Annotated in this window: 2 protein-coding genes; both read right to left on the minus strand. The window is 70.4% G+C overall.

The features are described from left to right. Nucleotides 1–110 precede the first annotated feature (110 nt). Complete coding sequence (gene typA, locus ACFW9D_RS23815) at nt 111–2,018, minus strand: translational GTPase TypA (RefSeq protein WP_188337051.1); 1,908 nt, start codon at nt 2,016–2,018, stop codon at nt 111–113. Nucleotides 2,019–2,284: 266 nt separating this feature from the next. Next, nucleotides 2,285–4,645: an ABC transporter family substrate-binding protein gene (locus ACFW9D_RS23820; protein ID WP_384624509.1), complete on the minus strand. Its 2,361-nt coding sequence runs from the start codon at nt 4,643–4,645 to the stop codon at nt 2,285–2,287. Nucleotides 4,646–4,924: the final 279 nt, after the last annotated feature.

The following is a 4,924-nucleotide window of genomic DNA, read 5'->3' on the forward strand; positions in this document are numbered from 1 at the left end:
GGTCCTGCCCCCCGTGGCTCCCACACCCCACACCCCCCCCCCCCCGTCTCTCTCTCCGCCCCCCCACCCCCGGGGGGGGCGGGCCCCATCGGCCGTCAACTGGCCTGGCGTCAGCTGTGCTTGGCGCGCGAGGCCGTGCGGCCGCGCTCCTTCTGGTCCAGGACGACCTTGCGGATGCGGACGGCCTCCGGGGTCACCTCGACGCACTCGTCGTCACGGCAGAACTCCAGGGACTGCTCCAGGGAGAGCTTCCGCGGCGGGACGATCGCCTCGAAGGAGTCGGCGGAGGAGGAGCGCATGTTGGTGAGCTTCTTCTCCTTGGTGATGTTCACGTCCATGTCGTCGGAGCGCGAGTTCTCGCCGACGATCATGCCCTCGTACACCTCGGTGCCGGGGTCGGTGAACAGCACGCCGCGCTCCTGGAGGTTCGTCATCGCGAACGCGGTGACGGCACCGGCGCGGTCGGCGACCAGCGAACCGTTGTTACGGGTCTGCAGGGTGCCGAACCACGGCTCGTGGCCCTCGTGGATGGAGTGCGCGATACCCGTACCGCGGGTGTTCGTCAGGAACTCGGTGCGGAAGCCGATGAGGCCACGCGACGGGACGACGAACTCCATGCGGACCCAGCCGGAGCCGTGGTTCGACATGTTGTCCATGCGGCCCTTGCGGACACCCATGAGCTGCGTGACCGCACCCATGTGCTCCTCGGGGACGTCGACGGTCAGGCGCTCGACCGGCTCGTGCGTCTTGCCGTCGACCTCGCGGGTGACGACCTGCGGCTTGCCGATGGTGAGCTCGAAGCCCTCGCGGCGCATCTGCTCGACCAGGATGGCGAGCGCGAGCTCACCGCGGCCCTGGACCTCCCAGGCGTCGGGACGCTCGGTGTCGAGGACACGCAGCGACACGTTACCGATCAGCTCGCGGTCGAGACGGTCCTTGACCTGGCGCGCGGTGACCTTGCGGTCCTTGACCGCGGACTTGGCCTGGGCGCCCTTGCCGGTGCCGCCACGGCCGACCAGCGGCGAGGTGTTCGTACCGATGACCATGGAGATGGCCGGCTCGTCCACCGTGATGAGCGGCAGCGCGACCGGGTTCTCCGGGTCGGCGAGGGTCTCACCGATCATGATGTCGGGGATACCGGCGACGGCGCAGATGTCACCGGGGCCGGCGACCTCGGCGGGCTTGCGGGTGAGCGCCTCGGTCATCATCAGCTCGGTGATGCGGACGTTCGAGACCGAACCGTCGCGCTTCATCCAGGCCACGGTCTGGCCCTTGCGCAGCTCGCCCTGCTCGACACGGAGCAGCGCGATGCGGCCCAGGAAGTTGTCGGCGTCGAGGTTGGTGACGTGGGCCTGGAGCGGGGCGGCCTCGTCGTACTCGGGAGCCGGGACGTGCTCGAGGATCGTCGAGAAGAACGGCTCCAGGTTGGTGGAGTCCGCCGGGACCGTGCCGTTCTCCGGCTTGGTCAGCGACGCGATGCCGTCACGGCCGCACGCGTAGACGATCGGGAACTCGATCTGGTCCTCGTCGGCGTCCAGGTCGAGGAAGAGGTCGTACGTCTCGTTGACGACCTCGTCGATCCGGGAGTCCGGACGGTCCGTCTTGTTGATGCACAGGATGACGGGCAGCCGCTGCTGCAGCGCCTTGCGCAGCACGAAGCGGGTCTGCGGGAGGGGACCCTCGGAGGCGTCCACGAGCAGGACCACCGCGTCGACCATCGACAGACCGCGCTCGACCTCGCCACCGAAGTCGGCGTGGCCCGGGGTGTCGATGATGTTGATCGTGATGACGTCGCCGCCATCCTTCGGGTGGTACTTGACCGCCGTGTTCTTGGCGAGGATCGTGATGCCCTTCTCACGCTCCAGGTCGTTCGAGTCCATCATGCGGTCGTCGAGGGACTCTGCGGCGTGCGCGGCGAACGAGCCGGCCTGCTTGAGCATGGCGTCGACGATGGTCGTCTTGCCGTGGTCGACGTGGGCGACGATGGCGACGTTACGGATGTCGTGGCGCGTGGCCATATTGCGGCGTACTCCCGGAGTGAGTGGACGGCTGCGCGTACATCAGTGATACGCGCGCCCTGCCGGGCTGGACACGCCACGGCCTCACCCCATGGTACGGGGCTTGACGGGTTGAGGCTCTTCGGGGCTCTTCGCGCAGGTGGGGACGCAGATGGGGGTGAGCCCCGAGGTGGGGGGAATCCGCAGGTCAATGGGTGTGAACCAGCTTGCCCGCCGGGTGGTCCGGCGGGCAAGAGACTTGAGCTGGATCTGATCTGAGAATCTGTTCAGCGGTCCTTCGGGTCCGGCGCGACGCGCTTCACACCGGGCTTGAGGTAGCCGATGTTCTCGTAGTCCGGCTCCTGGAAGCCGAAGGCGCCGGCGTTCACCAGGTCCTTGCGGGCCGCCACCAGCTCGGGGCGCTGGTAGAGGGGAATCGATCCTGCGGCGGCCCAGATCCGGGCGTCCGCCTGCTTGACCAGCGAGCGCTCCTCGTCCTGGTCGAGCTCGCCGATGGCCTGGTCGAAGAGCTGGTCGATGTGGTCGGTGCCGACCCGGGTGTAGTTCTGCTCGACGGTCAGCGAGCCGTCGGCGGCCGGGACGGGCTTGGCGTAGATCGGGCGGGCGTCGGTGGCCGGGTAGGCCGAGGCGGGCCACGAGTACAGGGCGAGGTCGTACTGGCCGGACGCGATGTGGTCCTTGAAGTAGCTCTCGTCGGCGACCTTCGTGATGTCGGTGCGCACGCCGATCTTCTCCAGCATCTGCGTGATCCGGTCGGCGACCGAGCGCAGCTGCTCCGAACCGGCGCCCGCGGGGACCACGAAGCGCAGGGTCAGCGGCTTGCCGTCCTTGGCGAGCGGGCCGGCGGCGGCACGGGCGGGGGCGGCCGTGCCCTTGGGGGCGTAGGCGCCGGGGGCGCCGCCCTGCTGGGCGTCGTACCGCTTGGCGTCGTTCTTCATCCCGTCGGAGTGCTTGTTCTTCTCCTGGTCGGCGACGCGGACCTTCACCGCGTCGGCCTGGTGGAGGAGGGCGGCGTACTGGGCGGAGGTGTCGGCGGCGGCGCCCAGCAGTGGGGTGGAGGCCGCGGTGTCACCCGGCTTCCCGTCGTCGCCGGACTTCTGGTCGTCCTCCCCGACGATGTACGTGCCGTCGTCGGCGTCCTCCGACTCCTTGCTCCCCTTGCTCTCCTTGCTCGCCTTCTTGTCGTCCTTGGAGTCCTTGGAGTCCTTGGACGAGTCGTCGGCGTTGCCGCCGGCCGTCTTCGGGTGGTCCTTCTTCTCCTCGTCGACGGCGCCGCCGGGCACCCAGCCCGCCTCGGCGAGCAGCGCCCGCGCCTCGGCCGTGTCCTGCTTGCCCAGCGCGTCGCTGTTGTCGGCGTAGGCGTCCTGGCCGGCGAGGGCCAGGTGGTTGTCGACCGTGCTGACCGGCAGGCCGAGCGGCTTGAGGACGGACTCGGCGAGCTTGGTGCGGTCGATGGCGCGGGCCACGGCCCGCCGGACCCGCTCGTCGGCGAGCGGCCCGGAGGAACCGTTGAGCGCCAGCTGCGTGTACGCGGGCTCCAGGGACTTGCGGAGCCGGAAGCCGTGCAGCTCCGCCTGCTCGGCCGTGTACTTCTTGATCGCCTTGCGGGTCTTCGCGCGGGCCGTGGTCTCCTCCTCGGCCGCCTCCTCGTCGTCCGCGCCGTGCGCGATCGCCCAGGAGCGGGTCGCCTGCGCCGGGGTCAGCGCGGCGCCGGGGCCGTGGGCGAGGGGGCCCGAGGAGCCCTGGTCGCGGGCCGCGTACGCGATGCGGTCGGCGCCGCCCGGGTCGACGTCGGCCAGGTCGAGCTTTCCGGCGGCCAGCGCGGCGGGGCGCTCCGCGCGGGGCACCGCCGCGAGGACCAGCTTGTCGAGCTTGGGCTGGCTGCCCCACCAGCGCGGATTGCGCTTGAGGGTGATCTTCTTGGCGTCGCGGTCGATCTCGTCGAGGGCGAACGGGCCCGCCGTGACCTTGAGCTTGCGCCGGGCGCCCTCGTTGAAGCTGTCCGGCGTCCCCATGACGTCCTTGGGGTACAGCGGCGAGAACAGGGCGCGCCAGTCGGCGTACGGCTTGGCGAAGGTGACCCGCACCTCGAGGTCGTTCGCGCCGCGCTCGATCTTCTCGATGCGGTCGTAGCCGGCGTTGTGGGCCGTCCAGTACGCGGAGTCCTTGCCGGACAGGGCGCGCCACTGGGCGGCGAAGTCGGCGGCGCCGATCTCGCGGCCGTCGCTCCAGACGGCCTGCTGGTTCAGCTTGTACAGCACGACCTGCTTCGGCTCGGTCTTGATGACCTCCGCCTTCTCCAGGTAGTCGGCGTCGCGGGCGGGGCGGCCCTGGGCGTCGATGCGGAACATCGACGGCAGCAGGGCGCCGGTGAGGCGGGCGGTGCTCGCGTCGGCGTCCGCCTGGAAGGTGTTCAGGGTCTGCGGCAGGGCGTCGATGGCCCAGCGCAGGGTGCCGCCGTCCTTGATCTGCTCGCGGGCGGCCGGGGCGATGTCCTGCCCGGCGGCGGGCTTGCCCGCCTCGTCGTCGGAGCCGCACCCCGCGAGGGCGGTCACGGCGAGGGCACCGCTCACGAGGAACGCGGCCGATCGGGCGGCTGCGCCTGGGCGCCTTGGGGCGGGTCGCATCACGGGTACCTCCGGGGACGGCCGGTTTGATCACGTTTGGCGGAGTATGGAGCTGATCACATCTATCGCCACAGGGAACCGGGGCGAGCGCTTGGCCGGTCGGCGACACGGCGGCCCCTGTCCCGTTTCCCACTCGTGCGGCCCAATTGGCGAGTCTTCGGCTCTCCGTCCGGTGGGGGCTGGTCGCGCAGTTCCCCGCGCCCCTGAAATGCAGACGCTTCGCGTCGCATTTCCCCGATGGGCGAGCGCCCGATGGAGATGGCGCACGAAGTGCGCATC

Source organism: Streptomyces sp. NPDC059524 (assembly GCF_042749255.1).
Lineage (GTDB): Bacteria > Actinomycetota > Actinomycetes > Streptomycetales > Streptomycetaceae > Streptomyces > Streptomyces xanthii.

Excerpts from the sequence above, each read along its gene's own strand:
- ACFW9D_RS23820 (WP_384624509.1), bottom strand. The coding sequence starts at position 4,645 with ATGCGACCCGCCCCAAGGCGCCCAGGCGCAGCCGCCCGATCGGCCGCG.
- typA (WP_188337051.1), bottom strand. The coding sequence starts at position 2,018 with ATGGCCACGCGCCACGACATCCGTAACGTCGCCATCGTCGCCCACGTC.